The 19458-nt window shown below is 71.8% G+C and carries 16 protein-coding genes; 8 read left to right on the top strand and 8 right to left on the bottom strand.

The window, feature by feature from the left end; all coding sequences use genetic code 11:
- Positions 1-147: 147 nt before the first annotated feature.
- Positions 148-1755 (top strand): peptide-N4-asparagine amidase, encoded by a 1608-nt coding sequence (locus DT019_RS03700; RefSeq protein ID WP_223279282.1) that lies wholly within the window; start codon positions 148-150, stop codon positions 1753-1755.
- A 90-nt stretch (positions 1756-1845) separates the two neighbouring features.
- On the opposite strand, the gene DT019_RS03695 is transcribed toward DT019_RS03700, so the two are convergent.
- The 3 genes from DT019_RS03695 to DT019_RS03685 all read right to left on the bottom strand — a co-directional run bounded on the left by DT019_RS03695 (position 1846) and on the right by DT019_RS03685 (position 6990).
- A complete protein-coding gene (locus DT019_RS03695; protein WP_114035108.1) occupies positions 1846-3246 on the bottom strand; it encodes a Gfo/Idh/MocA family protein in 1401 nt (466 codons plus the stop codon).
- Between the two features lie 317 nt (positions 3247-3563).
- Positions 3564-6509, bottom strand: a complete 2946-nt coding sequence (locus DT019_RS03690; protein WP_114035107.1) for an FAD-binding and (Fe-S)-binding domain-containing protein — start codon at positions 6507-6509, stop codon at positions 3564-3566.
- A 22-nt stretch (positions 6510-6531) separates the two neighbouring features.
- Positions 6532-6990, bottom strand: a complete 459-nt coding sequence (locus DT019_RS03685) for a MarR family winged helix-turn-helix transcriptional regulator (protein WP_114035106.1) — start codon at positions 6988-6990, stop codon at positions 6532-6534.
- Between the two features lie 116 nt (positions 6991-7106).
- Here DT019_RS03685 and DT019_RS03680 point away from each other — a divergent pair, with 116 nt between their 5' ends.
- Together DT019_RS03680 and mltG are read left to right on the top strand one after the other, a co-directional pair.
- A complete protein-coding gene (locus DT019_RS03680) occupies positions 7107-8918 on the top strand; it encodes an ABC transporter ATP-binding protein (protein ID WP_114035105.1) in 1812 nt (603 codons plus the stop codon).
- Between the two features lie 386 nt (positions 8919-9304).
- A complete protein-coding gene (gene mltG / locus DT019_RS03675; protein WP_114035104.1) occupies positions 9305-10132 on the top strand; it encodes an endolytic transglycosylase MltG in 828 nt (275 codons plus the stop codon).
- Positions 10133-10154: 22 nt separating this feature from the next.
- Here the strand turns inward: mltG and DT019_RS03670 are convergent, their stop codons facing one another.
- Genes DT019_RS03670 through DT019_RS03650 form a run of 5 tightly spaced genes read right to left on the bottom strand, consistent with a single transcriptional unit; the run spans position 10155 to position 15149 of the window.
- A complete protein-coding gene (locus tag DT019_RS03670; protein ID WP_114035103.1) occupies positions 10155-11237 on the bottom strand; it encodes an NAD(P)-binding domain-containing protein in 1083 nt (360 codons plus the stop codon).
- A gap of 40 nt (positions 11238-11277) precedes the next feature.
- A complete protein-coding gene (locus tag DT019_RS03665; protein WP_114035102.1) occupies positions 11278-12486 on the bottom strand; it encodes an LLM class flavin-dependent oxidoreductase in 1209 nt (402 codons plus the stop codon).
- On the bottom strand, positions 12486-13517 hold the full coding sequence (locus DT019_RS03660; protein ID WP_114035101.1) for an ABC transporter substrate-binding protein: 1032 nt from the start codon (positions 13515-13517) through the stop codon (positions 12486-12488). Before DT019_RS03660 ends, DT019_RS03665 begins: the two co-directional genes overlap by 1 nt.
- A gap of 25 nt (positions 13518-13542) precedes the next feature.
- Positions 13543-14292 (bottom strand): ABC transporter ATP-binding protein, encoded by a 750-nt coding sequence (locus DT019_RS03655; protein ID WP_114035100.1) that lies wholly within the window; start codon positions 14290-14292, stop codon positions 13543-13545.
- The gene (locus tag DT019_RS03650) at positions 14265-15149 is read right to left on the bottom strand and encodes an ABC transporter permease (RefSeq protein ID WP_114035099.1); all 885 of its coding nucleotides are present in this window, start codon (positions 15147-15149) and stop codon (positions 14265-14267) included. Before DT019_RS03650 ends, DT019_RS03655 begins: the two co-directional genes overlap by 28 nt.
- A gap of 449 nt (positions 15150-15598) precedes the next feature.
- Here DT019_RS03650 and DT019_RS03645 point away from each other — a divergent pair, with 449 nt between their 5' ends.
- The 5 genes from DT019_RS03645 to DT019_RS03625 all read left to right on the top strand — a co-directional run bounded on the left by DT019_RS03645 (position 15599) and on the right by DT019_RS03625 (position 19451).
- Positions 15599-16021, top strand: a complete 423-nt coding sequence (locus DT019_RS03645; RefSeq protein ID WP_114035098.1) for a YjbQ family protein — start codon at positions 15599-15601, stop codon at positions 16019-16021.
- Between the two features lie 153 nt (positions 16022-16174).
- Positions 16175-16750, top strand: a complete 576-nt coding sequence (locus DT019_RS03640) for a hypothetical protein (RefSeq protein WP_147267272.1) — start codon at positions 16175-16177, stop codon at positions 16748-16750.
- Positions 16747-17961 (top strand): MAB_1171c family putative transporter, encoded by a 1215-nt coding sequence (locus DT019_RS03635; RefSeq protein ID WP_114035096.1) that lies wholly within the window; start codon positions 16747-16749, stop codon positions 17959-17961. The genes DT019_RS03640 and DT019_RS03635 overlap by 4 nt, the downstream gene beginning before the upstream one ends.
- Complete coding sequence (locus DT019_RS03630; RefSeq protein ID WP_223279281.1) at positions 17958-18911, top strand: DNA-binding protein; 954 nt, start codon at positions 17958-17960, stop codon at positions 18909-18911. The genes DT019_RS03635 and DT019_RS03630 overlap by 4 nt, the downstream gene beginning before the upstream one ends.
- 72 nt (positions 18912-18983) lie before the next feature.
- Positions 18984-19451, top strand: coding sequence for a DUF3574 domain-containing protein (locus DT019_RS03625; RefSeq protein ID WP_114035095.1), 468 nt, complete (start codon positions 18984-18986; stop codon positions 19449-19451).
- Positions 19452-19458: the final 7 nt, after the last annotated feature.

Raw genomic sequence — 19458 nt, 5'->3', positions numbered from 1 at the left:
CCTTGCATCGAGTGGCTGAAGCCGTGCAAGGTTCACCCTTTCCGTGCGCGGTTTTCAACCGATTTTCCCGCGTAGGGGCCCAGAACCCGCCATGGTCGGTGTCCCGGGTCTGGCGCCACGGCCGCGCCCGCGCTTCACTCCTGACCCATGAGACGACGAAGGATCATGTCCATGCTCGGCGGCCTCACCCTGGCCGCGGGCCTGGTGCTCGGCGCGGGCCCGGCAGCCGCGGCCGACACCCCGCCCCCCGAGTTCGGCACCGACTGGCACGACCCGCTGACCGCGGCGCCGCCGGTGACCACCCCGCACACCAGGTCCTGCCAAGTCACCCTGGCCGAGACGCAGTTCCGCGACTACACGCCCTTCAAGGGGAACTACGCGCCGCCCAGGGGCTGCGGCGACCGCTGGAGCAAGGTGGTGCTCCGCCTCGACGGCAAGGTCAAGGGGCGCCAGTACGACCGGCTCGGCTATCTCCATGTGGGCGGCGTCGAGGTGCTGCGCACGTCGACGCCCGAGCCCTCGGTGGAGGGCATCGCCTGGAACGTCGAGAAGGACGTCACGCGCTACAGCGACACCTTCCGCTCCGCGCAGCCCGTCGAGATGCTCATCGGCAACACCGTCGACGACACCTACACGGGAGTCATCGACGTCAAGGTGACGCTCACCTTCTACGCCGCCGAGGGCCGCACCGCGCCCGCCGCGACCCCCGACCGGGTGCTTCCGCTGGACACCCCCCGGGTGACCACGCCGCGCAACGCCGAGCGCGTCGTCGCCGAGGTGTACGCGACCGGTTCGGGCGGCGGCTGCGAGGAGTTCTGGTACCTCGCGGTCCCCGATCCCGCCGCGTACTCCTGCAAGGCGCCGGCCGGGCCCAACCGCGAGGTGCAGATCAGGGTCGACGGCCAACTCGCGGGCATCGCGGCCCCGTTCCCGACCGTGTGGACGGGCGGCTGGTCCAACCCCTTCCTCTGGTACGTCGTCCCCGCCCCCCGCGCCTTCGACGTCAAGCCCGTCGAGTACGACCTCACGCCGTACGCGGCACTGCTCAACGACGGCCGCCCCCACCAGGTCGAGGTGGCGGTCGCCGGCGTCCCGGCCGGGCAGGCGGGCTGGTCCACCCCCACGAACCTGCTCATCTGGCAGGACAAGGGGAGCAAGGTCGTCACCGGCGCACTGACCCGCCACGACGAGACGGCGCCGGTCGACTCGACCACGTACAAGCCGGGTTCGGCGGAGCTGCGGCTGGACGCCAGCAGCAGCCACCGGCTCACCACCGGGGGATACCTCAACACCTCGCACGGCCGCGTCACCACGACGGTGGCCCGCTCGCTGTCCGCCGCATCGGTGCACCGCTGGACCGAGGGCGAGAACACCGATGCGCTGAAGGGGAGTTGGCACGACGACGAGAGCGTGACGACGGGCGGCCGGGGCCCGGCGGTGACCGCCCGCGACAACCGCACGTACACGATGGACGGCACCACCACCATCGGCACGGACAACCGGCTGCGCACCGTCATCACCCTGGGCGACCGCGCCGACGCCCTCACCCTGCGCGGCGCGCGCCCCACCGCGTTCTCGCACCTCGACGACACCTATCAGGGTGACGCCTCCTGGACCATGAACGTGCCCCGCGACCAGCGCCACGCGGTCGGCACCTCCGCCGAGCGCTACCGTCTGTACGGCTCGGACGGCTGCTACGACCGCAGCCTGAAGACCGTCCAGGGCACCCTCACCGAGGACGTCCGGCACTGCTGAGACACCGCCGCCCCCGGCCGGCCCCGGCCGGGGGTACCCGGAGAACCGGATGCCTTCCTGTGCTCGTGTTACGCCGACGGCACCGGGTCCTCACGCCTCGGCGGGCTTCTCGGAGTCCATCCCGGCGCGTGGCCTCTTCCACTCGCCCCGGGTGAAGTCGGGAATCTGCTGCGGCATGCCCCGCTGCTTGATCGAGAGATTGCTCAGCGGGACGGGCGAGGTCCATGTCGCGGCGTCGTACACGTCGAAGTCGGGCACCAGGCCGAGGCGCATGCACTGCATCAGCCGGAACACCAGCAGGTAGTCCATCCCGCCGTGGCCGCCCGGCGGGTTGGCGTGCTCCTTCCAGAGCCAGTGGTCCCACTCGGCGTACTTCGAGAAGTCGCCCCACTCGTCGTTCTTGTGGTCCGGCTCGAGGTAGATCCGCTCGGGGTAGTCCTCGAAGAGCCCCTTGGTGCCGCCGAGGCTGTTGATCCGGCTGTACGGATGGGGCGTCGACACGTCGTGCTCCAGCCGGATCACCCGGCCCTTCGCGGTCTGCACGAGGCTGATCGTGCGGTCGCTCTCGATGTACGTCTCCTTCCAACTCGGGTCGTTGGCAGGCATGTTGGCGGCCCGGTACTGGGCCAGGCCGAGTGAGGGCGAGCCGACGCTGACGATGCTCACCGCCCGGTCGCCGCGGTTGAGGTCCATGTAGTTGGCGACCGGCCCGAACCCGTGGTTGGGGTACAGATCGCCGCGCAGCCGGGTGTGCCAGAGCCTGCGCCACGGGCCCTCGTAGTAGGCGGGGTCGAACATCAACCCGCGCAGATCGTGCTGATAGGCGCCCGCGCCGTGCAGCAGGTCCCCGAACTTGCCCGCGTGCGCCATGCGCAGCACCCGCATCTCGTTGCGGCCGTAGCAGCAGTTCTCCAGCTGCATGCAGTGCCTGCGGGTCCGCTCGGAGAGGTTCACCAGCTCCCACAACTGGTCGAGCTGGAGCGCGATCGGGCACTCCACGCCGACGTGGACCCCGTTCAGAAGAGCTGACCTGGCGATCTCGAAGTGCGAGTCCCAGGGGGTGGCGACATGGGCGAAGTCGACGTCGCCGCGCTGGAGGAGCTGCTCGTAGTCGTGGTCACCGTGTACGTAGACGGCCGGCGCGGGCTGTCCGGCCGCCGTGACCTTGGCGGCGGCCCGCTCGGCCTTCGCCTTCACCGGATCGCACAGGGCGACCACCTCGACCCCGGGCAGCGCCAGATACAGGTCGATCATCGCCCCGCCCCGATTGCCGAGGCCGATCAGCGCGACCCGCACCGTCGAGCGCCGCTGGAAGGGCACCCCGATCATGGTTCTGCCCTGCCGCCGGTGTTCCTGAGCGGGCGCCGCCTCCTCCGCGGCGGCGGGCGGGGCCCCGAACGCCCCGAGGCCCAGGCCCGCGCTCGCGGCTCCGGCCGTCCACAGGACGGACCGCCGACTGACGTCGTGCTGCTCCGGTACCTCGTCGTTCATCGAACCTCCAGGTGATCGGCTGGAATTCCATGGGCTGACGTTTGCGCGACCTTGACCGAACCTCGGTAAGGACCTTGAAGGGTGAGACACATGGCGCGCAAGAGCCCCGCCGAAACTCTTGATACCGGCCCGCGAACTTTCGGCCGCGCTTTGCCGGGGCGCGGCGGCGCGTGTCGTACGTCTGGAGCGCCCCCACCGCGAGCCGTGGGGCCGTCGGGGAGCCCTCAGGGGCGCGGGGAAGTGAATGCGTGCGGCTCCGCCGCGTGGGCGCGACGAACCCCGCCCCGCCGAACCCGAACCCGAACTCCGCGGAGCGCCTAGCTCCGCCGCAGATACTCCGGCCCGGGCCGGGTCGCCCGCTCGAGCTCCAGGATCACGGAGTAGTACCGCCGCCCCGTACCCCGTTCCAACCCCACCTCGCACATCCGGTTCGCCGACAGATGCGCCTCGTACGGGCGGGAACGCACCTCCGCCGCCTCCCGGGACGTGGCCGAGGCCGTCAGCTCGGGATGCAGCATCCCCCGGTCGCCCGCGAACGCGCAGCACCGGACGGCGTCGGGGACGACGACCTCCTCGGCGCAGGCCGAGGCGACGGCCCGCAGCTCCGCCTCGTCGCCCAAGTGCCGTGTGGAGCAGGTGGGGTGGAGGACGGCCGAGCGTGCCGTGCGCAGGATCGTGAGGTCGGGCAGGAGGGACGCGGCCCACACCACCGAGTCCACGACGGTCAGCTCCCGGTGCAACTCCCGGTTGTCCTCGGTGAGGTGGGGCACCACCTCGCGCGCGATGCCGAGCGTGCACGACGAGGCGTCGACGACCAGCGGGATGCGGCCCCCGGCGGTCCAGCCCCAGGCGGCCTCCACGATGCGGTTGGCCATTACGGCGTTGCCCCGGGCGTACCCCTTGGAGTGCCAGATCGTGGCGCAGCACGTCCCCGCCACGTCGTCCGGGATCCACACCGGATGACCGGCGCGCTCCGAGACGGCCACCATGGCCTGGGGGAGGGAGGGGCCCCGGAAGCCCTCGGGTTCACCGAAGATGCGGTTGACGCAGGCCGGGTAGTAGACGGCCGAGGCGCCGACGCGCCGCGTGCGGGGCAGCGCGGCGGAGGCGGCGCCGGGGATCTGGGGCAGCCAGTCCGGGACGAGGTCGGGGCGTACGGCCCGGCGGGCGAACCCGGTGGCCCGCGCCAGGAGCCGGTCGTTGATCCGGTCGGCGGCCGCGACGGCGAGCCGCGCGGAGGCCTCGGCCGCCTTGAAGTGCCGGGCGGCGAGCTCCGCGACCCGCTCCTCGCGCGCGCTGTGCCGCCGATGGCGGAACTCCTTCATCAGCGCGCCCGTGTCGATGCCGACCGGGCAGTCGAGGGCGCAGGTGGAGTCCCCGGCGCAGGTGTCGACCGCGTCGTAGCCGTACGCGTCGAGCAGGCCGGACTCGACGGGGGAGCCGGCCGGCTGGCGCGTCATCTCGCGGCGCAGCACGATCCGCTGGCGCGGGGTGGTGGTCAGGTCGCCGCTGGGGCAGGTCGGCTCGCAGAAGCCGCACTCGATGCAGGGGTCGGCGATCGGTTCCACCGTCGGGATGGTCTTGAGCCCCCGCAGGTGCGCCTTCGGATCGCGGTCGAGCACGATGCGCGGCGCCAACACCCCGTCCGGATCGATGACCTGCTTGGTGCGCCACATCAGCTCGGTCGCCCTGGGTCCCCACTCCAGCTCCAGGAAGGGCGCGATGTTGCGGCCGGTAGCGTGCTCGGCCTTGAGCGATCCGTCGAAGCGCTCCACGGTGAGGCGGCAGAACTCCGCCATGAACGCGGCGTACCGCTCCACGTCGGCAGGCTCGCGGGCGTCGAAGGCGAGCAGGAAGTGCAGGTTGCCGTGGGCGGCGTGGCCCGCGACGGCCGCGTCGAAACCGTGCCGGGCCTGGAGTTCGAGCAGCGCGGCACACGCCTCGGAGAGGCAGGCCGGCGGGACCGCGAAGTCCTCGGTGATCAGCGTCGTACCGGAGGGGCGGGAGCCGCCGACCGCGGTCACGAACGCTTTGCGGGCCTTCCAGTACCCGCCGATCGTCGCCGCGTCCCGGGTGAACGCGTTGGTCACCGAGGTGACGGGAGCGACGAGTTCGAGCCCGGCGAGCACCGCGGCGGCGGCCCGCTCGTACGCCTCCCGTGCGGCCTCGTCGGGTGACCGGAACTCCACCAGGAGCGCGGTGGTGTCCTTGGGCAGCCCGGCCCAGTCGGCGGGCACGCCCTTGACGCTGACGGAGGCCCGCAGCGTGTTGCCGTCCATCAGCTCCACGGCGATGGCGCCCGCCTCGTTGAACAGCGGGACGGCCGCGGCGGCCGCGGGCAGCGAGGGGAAGAAGAGCAGCGCGGTGGAGACCAGCCGGTCCAGCGGCAGCGTGTCGAAGACGACCTCGGAGATGAAGCCGAAGGTGCCCTCGGAGCCGACCATGAGGCCCCGCAGGATCTCGACCGGCGTGGCGCCGTCGAGGAACGCGTCCAGCCGGTAGCCGTTGGTGTTCTTGATCTCGTACTTGGCGCGGATCCGGGCGGTCAGCTCCGGGTCCGCCTCGATCTCCGCCTTCAGCGCCAACAGGCCCGCGCAGAGCCGGGGTTCGGCGTGCGCGAGGTCCTCGTCGGCCGCCGGGTCGGCGGTGTCGACGACCGTGCCGCTCGGCAGGACGAAGGTGAGCGAGGACAGCGTCCGGTAGGAGTTGCGGGTGGTGCCCGCCGTCATGCCCGACGCGTTGTTGGCGACGACCCCGCCCACCGTGCAGGCGATCGCGCTCGCCGGGTCGGGCCCCAGCACCCGGCCGTGCCGGGCGAGCGCGGCGTTGGCCCGCACGACGGTGGTCCCGGGAAGGATCCGTGCCCGCAGCCCGTCGTCGAGCACCTCGACCCCCACCCAGTGCCGGCGCACGTCGACCAGGATGTCCTCGCCCTGCGCCTGCCCGTTCAGGCTGGTGCCCGCCGCCCGGAAGACGACTTCGCGGCCCTTGCCGTGGGCGTACGACAGGACGGCGGAGACGTCGTCGATGTCCTCGGCGACGACGACGGCCTGCGGGACGAAGCGGTAGGGGCTCGCGTCCGAGGCGTACCGCACGAGGTCGGAGACCTTCCAGAGCACCTTGTCCGCGCCGAGCAGCGCGATCAGCTCCGAGCGCAGCGGCTCCGGGGTGCCCTCGGCCAGGCGGTCGGGGACCCGGTCGGGCGACGGCGCGCGGTGCCCTTCCGGGCGCAGGGCTCGCGGATCGGGCTCCAGCAGCGGCATGACCACGGCCTCCTCGGGTCCGTCAGCAGCGGCGCTCCGGCGATCCGTCCACCAGAGCCGTCAGCAGTCCGCCGAGCACCTCGCGCTGGTCGGCGGTCAATGGAGCCAGGATCTCCTCCGCGGCGCCCCGGCGCGCGCCGCGCAGCGCGCGCAGCGTGGCGCGGCCCGCGTCGGTCAGCTCGATCCGGATCACCCGGCGGTTGGTCGGATCCGGCACCCTGCGCACGTCACCGCTCTCCTCCAGCGCGTCGACCAGCGTGGTCACGGCGCGCGGGACCACTTCGAGGCGGGCGGCGAGATCGGCCATGCGCGGCGGCTCGTTCCAGTGGGCGACGGTGCGCAGCAGCCGGGACTGCGCGGGCGTGATGCCGACCGGCTCCAGGTGCTGCTTCTGGATGCGGTGCAGGCGGCGGGTCAGCCGGAGCAGCTGCTCGGCCAGCAGGCCGTCGGCGTCGGGGGCCCGGGAGATGTGTGGCTGCATAGGGGAACAATAACAGGACCCCGTTCATTGTGAGTATAGGTAACAATGAGCTATGCTCCCGAAGTCTCGCCGTTCCGCCCCAGGGCGGAGGCCCTCACACCCTCTCGAAGGAGCCCATGCGCCCCGAACACTCCACCTGGACATCCCCGCCCCGCGGCACCGGGCCGCGGGAGCCCGCCCAGACCCGCCGCATCCTCGGCCTGTTCCGCCCCTACCGCGGCAGGCTCGCCGTCGTCGGCCTGCTGGTCGCCGCGTCCTCGCTCGTCTCGGTCGCCTCGCCGTTCCTGCTGCGCGAGATCCTCGACGTCGCCATCCCGCGGCAGCGCACGGGCCTGCTGAGCCTGCTCGCCCTCGGCATGATCGCGACGGCGGTCGTGACCAGCGTGTTCGGCGTGCTGCAGACGCTCATCAGCACCACCGTCGGCCAGCGCGTCATGCACGACCTGCGCACCGCGGTCTACGCCCAGCTCCAGCGGATGCCGCTCGCCTTCTTCACCCGCACCCGCACCGGCGAGGTCCAGTCCCGCATCGCCAATGACATCGGCGGCATGCAGGCGACCGTCACCTCCACCGCCACCTCGCTGGTCTCCAACCTGACCGCCGTCGTCGCCTCCGTGGTCGCGATGCTCGCGCTGGACTGGCGCCTGACCGCGGTCTCCCTGCTCCTGCTGCCGGTCTTCGTGTGGATCAGCCGCAGGGTCGGCCGCGAACGCAAGAAGATCACCACACAGCGCCAGAAGCAGATGGCCGCCATGGCCGCCGAGGTCACCGAGTCGCTCTCGGTCAGCGGCATCCTGCTCGGCCGCACCATGGGCCGGGCCGACTCGCTGACCAAGAACTTCGCCGCCGAGTCCGAGCGCCTCGTCGACCTGGAAGTGCGCTCCAACATGGCCGGGCGCTGGCGCATGTCCACCATCGGCATCGTCATGGCCGCCATGCCCGCCGTCATCTACTGGGCGGCCGGCATAGCCCTGGAGGCAGGCGGCCCCTCGACCTCCCTCGGCACCCTCGTCGCCTTCGTCTCGCTCCAGCAGGGCCTGTTCCGGCCCGCCGTGAGCCTGCTGTCCACGGGCGTCCAGATGCAGACCTCGCTCGCCCTCTTCCAGCGGATCTTCGAATACCTGGACCTGCCGGTCGACATCACCGAGCCCGACGAGCCGGTACGCCTGGACAGGGCGCGCGGCGAGATCCGCTTCGAGGGCGTCGACTTCCGGTACGACGACCAGCAGGAGCGGCCCACCCTCCGCGGTATCGACCTGTCCGTGCCCGCGGGCAGCAGCCTCGCCGTCGTCGGCCCCACCGGCTCCGGCAAGTCCACGCTCAGCTATCTGGTGCCGCGGCTGTACGACGTGACCGGTGGCCGCGTCACCCTGGACGGGGTCGATGTGCGCGCGCTGGACTTCGACAGCCTGGCCCGCTCGATCGGCGTGGTCTCCCAGGAGACCTATCTCTTCCACGCCTCGGTCGCCGAGAACCTCCGCTTCGCCAAGCCGGGAGCCACCGACGAGGAGCTCGAAGAGGCCGCCCGCGCCGCCCAGATCCACGACCACATCGCCTCGCTGCCCAACGGCTACGACACCCTCGTCGGCGAGCGCGGCTACCGGTTCTCCGGCGGTGAGAAGCAGCGCCTGGCCATCGCCCGTACGATCCTGCGCGACCCGCCCGTCCTCATCCTCGACGAGGCAACCAGCGCCCTCGACACCCGCACCGAACACGCGGTCCAGCAGGCCATCGACGCGCTCTCCCGGGGCCGCACCACCATCACCATCGCCCACCGCCTGTCCACCGTGCGCGACGCGGACCAGATCGTCGTCCTGGACGGCGGCCTGATAGCCGAACGCGGCACCCACGAGGAACTGCTCGACCAGGACGGCCGGTACGCGGCGCTGGTCCGCAGGGACGCCGAGCCGGCTCCCGTCCGCGGATGACGGTGGGGGGCGCACACGGCGACGCCGCCGCTCCCGTGGGACGGGGAGCGGCGGCGCCGGGCGTGACGATCGTCAGACGAGCCAGCCGATGAAGTGGAGGACGCCGGCGAGCAGGTCGGTGATGAGGTTCATGGTGGTGCTTTCTCCTTGTGCGATGGGCATCGGACAGATGCCGTGTGGGACTGCGCACCGCCGGTCTGCAGCCCGCCGCTTGCGCCCCTCAAGCATCCTTCGCCACAAGGGAGTTGAGCAACGAATACCGAGACGATCACGCGTACCGGCGAACAACCGATCCCCTGTTCGTGTGTTCCCCAGAGTTGGGCGCGGTGCGTGTCGGCCCCTGTTGAATGTCTGATTTGTCTTATATCTGGGGGTAGCGTGCCGCCATGAGTGAGACCTCGTACCGTCGACGGGCCCGGCTCACCCGCCATGGCCGGCTCATCCTGCTGCTCGTCGCGCTGCTCGTGGTGGCCGGTGTGGTACTCGTTCTGGTGCTGCGCGAGACCGGCGCCCCGGCCAGGTCCCTCGTCGTGCCGGAGGGGTGGCGGGCGACCCAGGTCTACGCGGCCGTCGACAAGCGCCTCGACCTGCCGCCCGGCACCACCAAGGCGGCCGCCGCCTCGGCGGAGCTCAAGCTCCCGGCCGAGGCCAAGGGCAACCCCGAGGGCTATCTGTTTCCGGCGACCTATCCGATCACGGACGACACCACCCCCGGTGGTCTGCTCGCCTACATGGTCGAGACCGCCAACAAGCACCTCGGCCAGGACGGCATCACCGCGGGCGTTCGGCGCGGGGGCCTGACGGTGTATCAGACGGTGATCGTCGCCGGAATCGTGCAGGCCGAGGCCGACTCCACGGCCGACATGGGCAAGGTCGCGCGCGTCATCCGCAACCGGCTGGCCCGCGGGATGCCGCTCCAGATGGACTCGACGCTGAACTACGCGCTCAACCGCTCCACGCTGACCACCACCGCGGGCGACACCAGGACCGACAGCCCGTACAACACCTACGAGCACAAGGGGCTGCCGCCAACCCCCATCGGAAACCCGGGGCAGCAGGCGCTGAACGCCGCCATCAATCCGACGCCGGGCACCTGGCTGTACTTCGTGACGGTGGCGCCCGGCGACACGCGCTTCACCGACAGCTACGCCCAACAGCAGCTGAACGTGCGGGAGTTCAACGAGAACCAGAAGAGGACGGGAGCGGCGGGGTGATCAGTTCCGCTTGCCCCGCCGATCACACCAGGGCGGGCTCCCGGTCGAGCAGCCGCTTGATCTCCCGCACCGCCGCCCGCCCGGCCCGGTTGGCGCCGATCGTCGACGCCGACGGGCCGTAGCCCACGAGATGCACCCGCTCGTCCCTGACCGCCCGGGTCCCCTCAAGCCGGATGCCGCCGCCCGGCTCGCGCAGCCGCAGTGGCGCCAGATGGTCGATGGCCGGGCGGAAACCGGTGGCCCAGAGGATGACGTCGGCCTCGACGCTCCGCCCGTCCTTCCACGCCACCCCGTGCTCGGTGACGCGGTCGAACATCGGCAGCCGGTCCAGGACGCCCTTGGCCCGGGCCGCCCGTACGGCGTCGTTCAGGGGCAGCCCCGTCACCGAGACCACGCTCCTGGGAGGCAGGCCGAGCCGTACGCGCTCCTCGACCATCGCCACCGCCTCGCGCCCGGCCTCCTCGTCGAAGGGGCCTTCGCGAAAGACCGGCGGACGCCGGGTGACCCAGGTTGTCTCCGCGGTGACCTCGGCGATCTCCATCAGGTGCTGGGTGCCCGAGGCGCCGCCGCCGACGACGATCACCCGCTGCCCGGCGAACGCCTCGGGCCCGGGATAGGTCGCCGTGTGCAACTGCCGCCCCCGGAAGGTCTCCTGGCCCGGATAGCGCGGCCAGAACGGCCGGTCCCAGGTGCCGGTCGCGTTGATCAGCGCCCGCGCGGCGTATCCGCCCTCCGAGGTGTCGACGAGCAGCCGTCCCCCCTCGCCCTCCCGTACGGCCCGCACCTCGACCGGCCGGTGCACCCGCAGGTCGAAGGCGTCCTCGTAGGCGCTGAAGTACGCCCCGACGACCTCGGAGGAGGGGCGGTCGGTGTCTGCCCCGGTCAGCTCCATGCCCGGCAGCGCGTGCATGCCGTGCACCTTGCCGTACGTGAGCGAGGGCCAGCGGAACTGCCAGGCGCCGCCCGGCCGGGGCGCGTGGTCGAGCACCACGAAGCCGCGATCGGGCTCCAGGCCCGCCCGCCGCAGGTGGTAGGCGGCGGACAGGCCCGCCTGCCCGGCGCCTATGACCACCACGTCCACGTCTCGCACCCCGAAGTCGTTCACGGTTCTACCAACCACGGGGGGTGCGTGGATCTTCCCGGGATCAGCGCCCGCCGCCCACCAGGAGCGGGGCCCCGCCCGGCGCGGAGGCCGGGCGCCCGTTCGCGGCGGGTATGCCCAGCAGCGGCGACGCCGGGATCCGCGGCAGCAGCCCGCGCGCGGCGAGCTCGGGGGTCACGCCCTCACCGAACCAGTACGCCTCCTCCAGGTGCGGATAGCCGGAGAGCACGAAGTGCTCGATCCCGAGCTCGTGGTACTCCTCGATCCGGTCGGCCACGTCCGCGTGGCTGCCGACCAGCGCCGTGCCCGCCCCGCCCCGCACCAGACCCACGCCCGCCCACAGGTTCGGCGAGATCTCCAGCTGGTCCCGCGTGCCGCCGTGCAGGGCGAGCATCCGCTGCTGGCCCACCGACTCGCTCCGGCCGAGCGCCTGCTGGGCCGCGGCGATCGTCTCGGCGTCGAGGTCGCCGAGCAGCCGGTCGGCCGTCGCCCACGCCTCGCGCGCCGAGTCCCGCGAGATGGTGTGCAGCCGGATGCCGAACCGGACCGTGCGCCCCCGCTCCTCGGCGAGCCCCCGGATCCAGTCGATCTTCTGCTTCACCTGCGCGGGCGGCTCGCCCCAGGTCAGATACACATCGGCGTGGTCGGCGGCCACAGGTCCGGCCGCCGCCGAGGAGCCCCCGAAGAAGATCTCGGGCAGCGGGTCCGGCGGCAGCGCGGTCAGACCGCCCTCCACCTGGTAGTGCGCGCCATTGAAGTCGTACGGCCGCCCGCGCCACACCCCGCGCACGACGGACAGGAACTCCGAGGTCCGCGCGTAGCGGCGGTCGTGGTCGAGGTGGTCGCCGAAGCGGCGCTGCTCGGTCGAGTCGCCGCCCGTCACCACGTTGAGCAGCAGACGGCCCCGGGTGATGCGCTGGTAGGTGGCCGCCATCTGCGCGGCGAGGACGGGGGAGACGACGCCCGGCCGGAAGGCGACGAGGAACTTGAGCCGCTCGGTGTGCTGGGACAGCGCGGCGGTCGTCAGCCAGGCGTCCTCGCACCAGGTGCCCGTGGGCGTCAGGACCGCTTCGAAGCCCAACTGCTCGGCCGCCTTGGCGATTTGGGCCAGGTACTCGATGTCGGGCGCGCGCACCCCGCCGACCGGGGTGATCCGCGAGCGGGTGATGCCGCCGTCGGTGTAGGCGTGCCGGTCGACCAGCGTCCGGCCGTCACCGCCGGTGGGCAGGAACCAGTGCAGATGGACGGTCATCAGGAGGAGGCCTTTCCGTACGAGCGGGGTGCGGTGGTGGAGGCGGGCAGGGAGCCGTTGAAGCGGGTGTCGACGTAGTCCTTGAAGGAGAAGCGGCGCGGGATCAGCTTGAGGTCGGCGAAGGTGTCGGCGATCTGCTGCTCGGAGGCGATGGCCGCGGCGTCCACGGCCACCGCGACACGCGTGCCGTTGCTGCGCCGCACCGAGTCGAGCGCCACGTCGTAGGGCAGCCCCGTCTCCTTCGACCAGACCTTCGCCCAGGCCTCGGGGTGCCGGAAGACCCAGTCCTGGGCGCGGTTGAGGCGCTGGAGATAGTCCCCGATGGCCTTGGCCCTCGCCGGGTCCCCGAGCGAGGAGGGCGCCGCGACCTGGAACCCGAGGCCGTTGACCACGCCCTCGCCGGTCGTCAGGACCCGCCCCTTGTGCGCACCGAGGACCTGCGAGGTGTACGGGTCCCACACCGCCCAGGCGTCGACCTTGCCGCGGCTGAAGGCGGCCAGCGCGTCGGCGGGCTGGAGATAGCTGAGCCGGACGTCGCCGATGGTGAGGCCTGCCTTCTTCAGCGAGGCCAGCAACTGGTAGTGGGCGGAGCTTCCCTGGGCCACGGCGATCGACTTGCCCCTCAGGTCCGAGGGGTTCTTCAGCGGGGAGTCCTCGGGCACCAGGATGCTCTCGCCGGCGGAGGATCCGTGGCTGGCCGCCACCACCTTGATCTTCGAGTCGGCGCCCGCGGCGAACACGGGCGGTGTGTTGCCCACCGCGCCGATGTCGACGGCCTTGGCGTTGACCGCTTCGAGCAGCGGCGGCCCCGATGTGAACGTGGACCATTTGATCTTGTAGTCGAGGTGCTCGAGTTCCCCGGCGGCCTTCAGTACGGCTTCGGAACCGCCCTTCTGGTCACCGACGTTGAGCGTGATCGCGCCGGATCCCGCGCCCGGTCCGCTCTTGGCGTCGGCGGCGGAGTTGCCGCCGCACGCGGCGAGCAGCAGGGAGATCGGCAGGAGCAGGGCGGGCAGGGTGTGGCGTCGCACGAGTACGTACTTCCTTCGTGAAGGTTCAGTCGGAGACGGCGGCGGGCGTTCGTACGCCCAGTTCCTCCAGGAGGCGGGAGCGCAGGGCCGCGAAGCCCGGCGCACCGACCGTGCGGGGGCGGTCGAGGCCGACGGGCGCGTCATGGGCGATGGCGCCGTCCCGCATGACCAGCACGCGGTCGGCGAGCAGCAGCGCCTCGTCCACGTCGTGCGTGACGAGCAGGACCGCGCAGCCGCGGCGCTGCCACAGTTCGGCGACCAACTGCTGGGCCTTGATCCGGGTCAGCGCGTCCAGCGCGCCGAACGGTTCGTCGAGCAGCAGGAGATCCGGCTCGCGCACCAGGGCCCGGGCGAGGGAGGCGCGCTGGGCCTCGCCGCCGGAGAGCGTCTTGGGCCACGCCCCCGACCGGTGGCCGAGCCCCACCTCCTCCAACGCGGCCTCGGCGACGGCCCGTTGGGGCTTGCCCGGCAGCCCGAGCAGGACATTGCGCCACACCCGCTTCCACGGCATCAGCCGGGGCGCCTGAAAGGCGACGGCCCGCCGCCTGGGCACGAGCACCGTGCCCTCGATCTCCCGGTCGAGCCCGGCGAGCACCCGCAGCAGCGTCGACTTCCCGCACCCGCTGCGCCCGAGCAGCGCCGTGAACTCGCCCGCCCGCAGCGTGAGATCGAGCCCGTCGATGACGGGCCGCCCGTCGAAGGACCGGGTCAGCCCCTCGACCCGTACGGCGTCGGCGGCCCTGGTGGTCACTGGCCCGTGAAGGTCGGTCGCCATTGCAGCAGCAGCCTTTCGAGAGTGCGGACGAGGGCGTCGGCGAGCAGGCCGAGGAGGGCGTACACGACCAGGCAGACGACGATCACGTCGGTGCGGAAGAACTCGCGGGCCTGGTTCATCAGGAAGCCGATCCCGGCGTCCGCGTTGATCGACTCGCCGAAGACCAGGGCGAGCCAGGCGGTGGCGAGCGAGTAGCGCAGCCCGGTCATGGCGCCGGGCAGCGCGCCCGGCAGCACCACATGGCGCACCAGACCCCAGCGGCCGAGCCCCAACGCCTGCCCGGCCTCGACGAGTTGGGCATCCACGCCGCGGATCCCGGCGTACACGTTCAGATAGAGGTGGAAGGTCACGCCCAGCGCGATGAGGGCCACCTTCGGGGCCTCGCCGATACCCAGCCAGATGATGAACAGCGGGATCAGGCCGACCCAGGGCACGGTGCGCAGCATCTGCACGGTGGCGTCGATCAGGTCCTCGCCGAGGCGCGAGAGACCGGACAGGAGGGCGAGACCGATCCCGGCCACGCCACCGATGAGCAGCCCGACGGCCACCCGCTGGAGCGAGATGCCCATGGCGGACGGCAGCGTGCCGTCCGCGACCAGATCGGCCCCGGCGCGGGCCACGGTGCCGGGCGAGGCGAGCGTGTCGGGGCTCAGCACCCCGGTGGCGCTGAGGACCTGCCACAGCACGAGCAGGGCCAGCGGCCCGACGGTACGGCGCAGCCAGCGCGGCACCGAGCGCGACCGGCCGCGCCGGGAGGCGAGCGGATCGACCGGTTCGAGTTCGGGGCCAGTGGGCGGGGCCAGGACGGACGTACCGGTATTGGCGGATATGTCCGGCGGCGCATGGTCGACGGTCATGGGGACTCCATGGTCGAAGGGGAGAGCGGCCGCACGTGCCCGGGAACGGCGGCGAGCGCGACCACGACACCGGTGTGCGCGGGCACGGGGTGGTGGTGCGGGCGTGGCCGTCCGGCCGGACGCGTCAGCGGGCGGCGGTGAGGCTCAGGAGGAAGGAGGGGCGTACGAAGGCGCGGGGTGCGACGTCCGGCCGCGGCAGGCGGAAGGAGACGTCAGAGTCGGCTGAAACGACGTCAGCGGCCGCGACAACAGGCGGCGGAGGCCACCCGCAGCAGGTCGATGTGACCGCGCGTGGTGAGCAGGGCTGTACGCGACATGGCGCGAACGTAGCGACCCGTTCCGGACGAGGTCAACGGTGTCTCGCCCCTCGGACGCGCGATCTTGCCCATCGGGCACCGCCCCGGTGCGCCCGCGCGCGAACACCGGGCGCGGGCGGGAAGATGGGGGGCATGTCCGACGTCTTCAGCACCCACATCCTGCACGTCGCGACCGGCTCCCGCGAGACGGTCGCCGATCTGACCGGGGACTGCGAGGAGTTCCTGCGCCAACGGGCGGCGGGCCGCGACGGCCTGCTCAACATCTTCGTGCCGCACGCCACGGCCGGCGTCGCGGTCCTGGAGACCGGCGCGGGCAGTGACGACGACTTGCTCGCGGCCCTGCACACGCTGCTGCCCGCGGACGACCGCTGGCAGCACCGGCACGGCAGCCCGGGCCACGGCCGCGACCACGTGCTGCCCGCCCTGGTGCCGCCGCACGCCACCCTGCCGGTCATCGGCGGGCGGCTCGCCCTGGGCACCTGGCAGTCGGTGTGCCTGGTGGACACGAACAAGGACAATCCCAACCGGCAGGTGCGGCTGAGTTTTCTCGGCTGAGCCGCCAAAGGTGCTTACCCGCTCGGTGAGTTGAGGGTGTGGCATCATGGCCGCGTTGTCTGCCGGGGGGTCGGCAGCCTGAATCCCCGGCACCGCTGAATCGGCATTGCAACGGCCTGCTTCTCCAGCGTGGAAGGCGTGGAAGGCTAAAGGATGAAGGTGTCTGGCTCTGCGTTACCGTCGCCGGAGGACCGTCGGCTCAGGCGCCGTCTCAAAAAGGTTCGTCAAACCTGTGAGGCGCTGCTCGCGGACTGGGGCATGGAGCACGGGTGCGGTATTGATGAACTCCACCGCTATCTCAGCACACAGAACCAGCGGCCGATCCATCTGATTCCGATGCCCTTCCCGGAACGTCATCTCTTCGGCCTGTGGCTGAAACTCGACGAGTTCGACATCATCGCTTACGAGAAGGCTGCCTCCCCGTCGCACAAAGAACACATCATTGCCCATGAACTGTCGCATATCGCCTTCGCGCATCGCGGATCCGTGGAATTCGACCGGAGTGATACGAGTCAGTTGTTCACGGATGTCGAACCGGCGGTCGTGCAGAGCATGTTGATGCGCTCGCGCTACAGCGACGACGAGGAACAGGAAGCCGAGACGATGGCCTCGTTGATCCTGGCCCGCGCCACCAAGCGGTGGCTGGAACCCGCCTGGGGCGTCCCGGAGGAGGCCGCGGAGATCGTCGCCCGGATAGAGAACGGCGTCGGCCACCCGGACCCGTCATGAACGCCGTCAACGGCATACTCACCTGGGTCTGCGCCCTCGGCGGCCTCGCGGCCTTCGCCTACCGGCTGCCGGACCTGCTGCGCAGAAGGCACGACGTCGCCCTGTGGGCGCTGTGCGTCTACTTCCTGTGTTCCGGGATCAGCTTCCTGGTCGACCTGGACGCGCTGCGGGTGCACATCTCCGACCTGTTCGGCCTGCCCAACATCACCTCGCTGATCGTCCAGGCCGCCGTCGTGGTCCTCACCGCCGCCCAGCAGGTCGTCCTCGTCCACTGGTCGTCCCCGCCCGAGGAGGCCCAGCGCCGGGCCAGGCACCGGGTGCTGTTCTTCGGGTCCGCCCTGTGCGTCCTGGTGGTGGCCTCCCTCGCGGTCAGTCCGGTGGCCAGCGCCAAGACCGCCACATCGACGATCCTGCTCAGCATCCAGGACGGCCGGTACGCGCTGTACATGTCGTTCTATCTCGTCATCTGCGGCATCGGGCAGTTCGAGACGGTCCGGCTCTCGCTGCGCTTCACCAAGATGGCCAACCGGCAATGGCTGAAAGTCGGCATGCGGACCGTCACGGTCGGCGCCAGCCTGATCCTCGTCTACTGCGTCACCCGCAGCATCCAGATCGCCGGCACCCGGCTGCACTACGACGCCTCGGTCCTCGACCCCATCCAGTGGTCGTGCGGCACCGTCGGAGCCCTGCTCCAGATCACCGGCTGGACCATCCCGTCCTGGGGCATCCACATCACCCGCGCCCTCGGATGGCTGCGCAGCTACCGCTCCTACCTCCGGCTGCGGCCCCTGTGGTGGGCGCTGTACCAGGCCTCGCCGGACATCGCGCTCGACCCGCCCCGGTCCTGGGCGCGCGACCTCATTCCGCCGCGCGACCCGCACTACAGCCTCTACCGGCGCGTCATCGAGATACGCGACGGCCAGCTGATGCTGCGCACCTCGCTCTCGCTCGCCGACTTCTCCCGCGTGGCCCGCTCCCTCGGCCTGCCCGAGGATCCCACGTCGCCGCTCGGCGAGGCACTCCAGGTGCGGGCCGTCCTGAACCGCCCGGCAGAGGAGCGGGACGAGCAGGCCGACGCCGCCGACATCCCCGCGCGGCCGCCGTACGACGACTTCCGCGACGAGGTGGAGTGGCTGACCCAGGTGGCGTCCTCGTTCACCGCCCTCACCCAGGGCCGGGCGGTGCGCGCGCCCGACACGATCGCCTCATGACCCAGGCGTGCCCCGCGCCGTGCCACGGTGCCGACCGCGACCGGCTGACCGCTTTCGCGCTGCGGGAAGTCGAGCGCCTCGTGGCCCTCGACGCCGCCCACGGGGCGAGGGCCGCGGTGCCCGCCGTGCGCGACCTGTTGCTGAATGTTCCGGAGCTGTCGGCCGACCCCGCTTGGATGGCCGGGGAGCGCGGCGACCTGCTCGCCGCGCTCGCCGAACTCTGCGAAGTGATCGGCTGGATCCTCTTCGACGCGGGCCTGAACGCCTCGGCCCGCCGGATGAACGCCCGCGCCCTGGCCCTCGCGCACCACTGCGGCGACCTCGCCGTCGCCCGCCTGGTGCTGCTCAACGACAGCATGCTCCACGCCCGCGCCGGACGCCCGCGGGCCGCCCTGGAGAGCGCCGCCCGGGTGGCCGGATCCCGCCCGCTGCCCACCCTGGTCGCCACCCTCGTCCTGGTCCGCCGGGCGCACGCGATCGCGATGCTGGGCGGTGCCCGGGAGGCGGAGGGGCTCATCTGCCGGGCCCGGAGCCGGTTCCAGGACGGCGCCTCGCGCCACGACCCGCCCTGGGCCTGGTGGATCGACCAGGCGGAACTCACCGGCCACCACGGGTGGGTCCGGGCCAGACTGGGCGACTGGGACCGCGCCATCCCTCTGTTGTACGAAGCGGCCACCGCGCCCGGCCCCTCGTACCGCCACCTGTTCACCGCGGAACTCCTCGACGCCCTGGCCGGCGCCGGAGCCTGGCGCGAGGCCGAGGACCTCATCACGGACCTCGCCCCGCGCGCCGCGGCCATCGGCTCCGTCAGGACGACCGAGACCCTCGCCCGCACCGCCGACCGCTTACGCGGCTGCGCGGCGGCGCCCCCGAACCTGCGGGACGCGGCGGCCTTCCTTCTGGAATCCGTCCCCCGGCACGTCGACGGCCAGGAACGTCCTTCCCGCTAGGGACGGCCGGGAGCCGCCCGGCCCGCGAGGACCAGCCAGGTTCCATCACACCACCCGACAGACAGGGACCACATGCTTCACATCAGGGTGTCCACGCCCGCGGCCGCCGCCATCGTGGCGGTCGTCCTCCTCTTCGCCACCGGCGGGCCGGTGTCCGAAGTCGCCTACGGCCGGGCCGCCACGACCCAGCCGGAGACCGCCACGCACGGCAGTCCGTATCTGGCCACCCATCTGTACTTCGGCACGGGCCGCCACAACGGGGAACCACCCATAACCGACGAGCAGTTCATGAAGTTCGTCGCCGACGTGGTGACCCCCCGCTTCCCGTCCGGACTGACGATCCAGCAGGGCCGCGGCCAGTGGCGGGACAAGACCGGCAGCATCAACCGCGAGCTCTCCTACGAACTCACGGTGCTCTACCCCCAGCGCGAGGCCCGCACCCACGACCCCGACATCGAGTACATCCGCCACCTGTACTGCTCGATGTACGGGCTCGAATCCGTCGGCCGGGCCGACGTGAAGGCCCAGGCCGACTTCTGAGCCCGGC

Source organism: Streptomyces sp. SDr-06 (genome assembly GCF_003324565.1).
Taxonomy (GTDB): domain Bacteria; phylum Actinomycetota; class Actinomycetes; order Streptomycetales; family Streptomycetaceae; genus Streptomyces.
Note: the sequence above shows the minus strand (reverse complement) of the source record. Positions and strands in the feature narration are given on the sequence as shown.

What these genes read in the sequence shown, in the direction of transcription:
- DT019_RS03700 (WP_223279282.1), top strand. Translation starts at nt 148, where the DNA reads ATGAGACGACGAAGGATCATGTCCATGCTCGGCGGCCTCACCCTGGCC.
- DT019_RS03650 (WP_114035099.1), bottom strand. Translation starts at nt 15,149, where the DNA reads ATGACCGTCGACCATGCGCCGCCGGACATATCCGCCAATACCGGTACG.
- DT019_RS03665 (WP_114035102.1), bottom strand. Translation starts at nt 12,486, where the DNA reads ATGACCGTCCATCTGCACTGGTTCCTGCCCACCGGCGGTGACGGCCGG.
- DT019_RS03685 (WP_114035106.1), bottom strand. Translation starts at nt 6,990, where the DNA reads ATGCAGCCACACATCTCCCGGGCCCCCGACGCCGACGGCCTGCTGGCC.
- DT019_RS03690 (WP_114035107.1), bottom strand. Translation starts at nt 6,509, where the DNA reads ATGCCGCTGCTGGAGCCCGATCCGCGAGCCCTGCGCCCGGAAGGGCAC.
- DT019_RS03655 (WP_114035100.1), bottom strand. Translation starts at nt 14,292, where the DNA reads ATGGCGACCGACCTTCACGGGCCAGTGACCACCAGGGCCGCCGACGCC.
- DT019_RS03635 (WP_114035096.1), top strand. Translation starts at nt 16,747, where the DNA reads ATGAACGCCGTCAACGGCATACTCACCTGGGTCTGCGCCCTCGGCGGC.
- DT019_RS03695 (WP_114035108.1), bottom strand. Translation starts at nt 3,246, where the DNA reads ATGAACGACGAGGTACCGGAGCAGCACGACGTCAGTCGGCGGTCCGTC.
- DT019_RS03640 (WP_147267272.1), top strand. Translation starts at nt 16,175, where the DNA reads ATGAAGGTGTCTGGCTCTGCGTTACCGTCGCCGGAGGACCGTCGGCTC.
- DT019_RS03630 (WP_223279281.1), top strand. Translation starts at nt 17,958, where the DNA reads ATGACCCAGGCGTGCCCCGCGCCGTGCCACGGTGCCGACCGCGACCGG.
- mltG (WP_114035104.1), top strand. Translation starts at nt 9,305, where the DNA reads ATGAGTGAGACCTCGTACCGTCGACGGGCCCGGCTCACCCGCCATGGC.
- DT019_RS03645 (WP_114035098.1), top strand. Translation starts at nt 15,599, where the DNA reads ATGTCCGACGTCTTCAGCACCCACATCCTGCACGTCGCGACCGGCTCC.
- DT019_RS03680 (WP_114035105.1), top strand. Translation starts at nt 7,107, where the DNA reads ATGCGCCCCGAACACTCCACCTGGACATCCCCGCCCCGCGGCACCGGG.
- DT019_RS03625 (WP_114035095.1), top strand. Translation starts at nt 18,984, where the DNA reads ATGCTTCACATCAGGGTGTCCACGCCCGCGGCCGCCGCCATCGTGGCG.